The sequence below is a fragment of the Streptomyces sp. HSW2009 genome, assembly GCF_040240285.1.
In the GTDB taxonomy this organism is placed as follows: Bacteria; Actinomycetota; Actinomycetes; order Streptomycetales; family Streptomycetaceae; genus Streptomyces.
This window is the reverse complement of the sequence record NZ_JBEHZD010000906.1, coordinates 1-1884: the sequence shown is the minus strand read 5'-3', so window position 1 is coordinate 1884 and position 1884 is coordinate 1. Positions and strand designations below refer to the sequence as shown.

The following is a 1884-nucleotide window of genomic DNA, read 5'->3' as shown; positions in this document are numbered from 1 at the left end:
CCCCGCGGGGTGCCCCGGCCCCCCCCCCCGGGCGCGCGGCCCCCCACCCCGCTCCCCCGCGGTAACACCACCGGCCCCCTCACCCCCCAACCCCCCCCCGGGGGGGGCGGGGGGCGCCGGGGCCCCTGGCCGGCGCGGTGTGGCAGTCGCTGCGCAACTCGCGCATCTGAGCCTGCGGTGGGTGAGTGGGCGAGTGGGTGAATGGACCACCAGCGCCCTGAACCCCACCCCGCCCCGCCCCCAGTCGCGTACGCGCTCAATCGGAGGGCGTTCCCGGGGCCCGCAGGCCCAGCCACTGTTCGGCTTCCCAGGCTTCGAATCGCTCGACCTCCGTGAAGCCGAGCTTTGCCGCTAGGCGCATGGAATTGAGGTTGGCGCTCTGGGTGGTGAGGACCACCGGCTCGCCTGGGAGGGTGTCGTCGAACCAGTTGAGTGCTGCCGCGCACGCCTCGGTCGCGTACCCGAATCCCCAGGCCTGCGGCAGGAACAGGTAGCCGAGATCGGCCTTGTCCGCGGCGGCGGGGCGGCGGTGGCCCGTTGCCCTTCTCAGCAGGACCTGGCCGATCATCGACCCGTCGAAATCGACCACGAAGCTGCCTGGCCACCGCTCGGGCACCGCAGGGAGTTCACGCTCAAGCTCGTCGCGCGGGCGGGGGCCGCCGAGGTAGGTGTGCACCTCTGGGGATGCCAGCAGTTCGATGAAGGTCGGACGGTCGCGGGCCTCGGGTGCGCGGAGTACGAGCCTTTCGGTCGTGATTGGGGCAGGTGGCCAAGGAATAGTTCCAAGATCGGTCATGTCAGCCACCCAATCACAGGCGTGGCGGCACGCTGAGCAGCACGGGCCCGGCAGTGTTCGGGGGCGGTGCTTGGTGGAGGGCGGTGCTCGCTCGCTGGGCCCACCCTGGCAGGCGCAACCAGGCGACAGCGGGGTTCAGCCGTGGGCGGCTTGGAGGTTTCCACGCGGTGGGCCGCCGCGCACCCCCGTACGCCCCAGCCCCCAGCTCTCAGCCTCCGTACCCGTCCCTCACCCCTCGTGCAGAGAGCCCGCGAAGGCCGTCGCGTCCCACGTGCCGGACAGCGTCGGGGCCAGCCAGTCGGCCGCCGCCGACCGGAAGCGCTCCGGGGGCAGTGCGCCGGCCCCCTGGGGGATGGCGCCGATCAGGGGCGCGTCCGTGACCTCGGGCATGTCGGCCAGGTTGCAGCGGGTGGCCAGGTCGGGTGCGGGCGGGAAACTGCCGAACACGATGCCCAGGCACCGCAGGCCGCGGGTGCGCAGTGCCTCCGCGGTCAGGGCCGCGGCGTTCAGCGTGCCCAGTCCCGCCCTGGCCACCACCAGCACCGGGGCGTCAAGCAGTTGGGCCACGTCCGCCAGGGTGGAGCCGGCCTCGTCGAACCGTACGAGCAGGCCGCCGGCGCCCTCGATCAGGACCAGGTCGTGCGTGGTGGCCAGGGAGCGGGCCGCCCGTTCCACCTCGCGCGGGCGCACCGGGGCGCGCCCCGCTCGGCGCGCCGCCGTGGCCGGGGCCAGTGGGTCGGGGAAGCGGGCCAGTTCGCTGCCGGTCACCGCGTCGCCGGCCAGCCGGCGCACCTCGGCGACGTCGCCGGGCTCGTCCGGGGCGACGCCGGTCTGCGCTGGTTTGAGGACGGCCACCCGGCGGCCCTGTGCCAGGGCGGTGGCGGCGACCGCGGCCGTCGTCACGGTCTTGCCGATCTCCGTGTCCGTACCGGTGACGATCACGGTGCTCATCGTGGTGTCCTCAAGGTGTCTCGGGTCTCGTACCGGGGTTCCGGTCGTGGGGGGGGGCGCCGCCCGCGGGCCCCCCCCCCCCCGCGGGGCGCGCCCCCGCGGGCGGGCGGGGGCGCCCGCCCCCCCCCGGGGGGGGG

At 75.2% G+C, this 1884-nt stretch carries 2 protein-coding genes; both read right to left on the bottom strand.

Annotated elements, in window-relative coordinates; translation table 11 throughout:
* Positions 1 to 256: 256 nt before the first annotated feature.
* The gene (locus AAHZ94_RS33435) at positions 257 to 796 is read right to left on the bottom strand and encodes a GNAT family N-acetyltransferase (protein ID WP_349997452.1); all 540 of its coding nucleotides are present in this window, start codon (positions 794 to 796) and stop codon (positions 257 to 259) included.
* 228 nt (positions 797 to 1024) lie between these two features.
* Positions 1025 to 1747, bottom strand: coding sequence for a dethiobiotin synthase (gene bioD, locus AAHZ94_RS33430; protein ID WP_349997453.1), 723 nt, complete (start codon positions 1745 to 1747; stop codon positions 1025 to 1027).
* Positions 1748 to 1884: the final 137 nt, after the last annotated feature.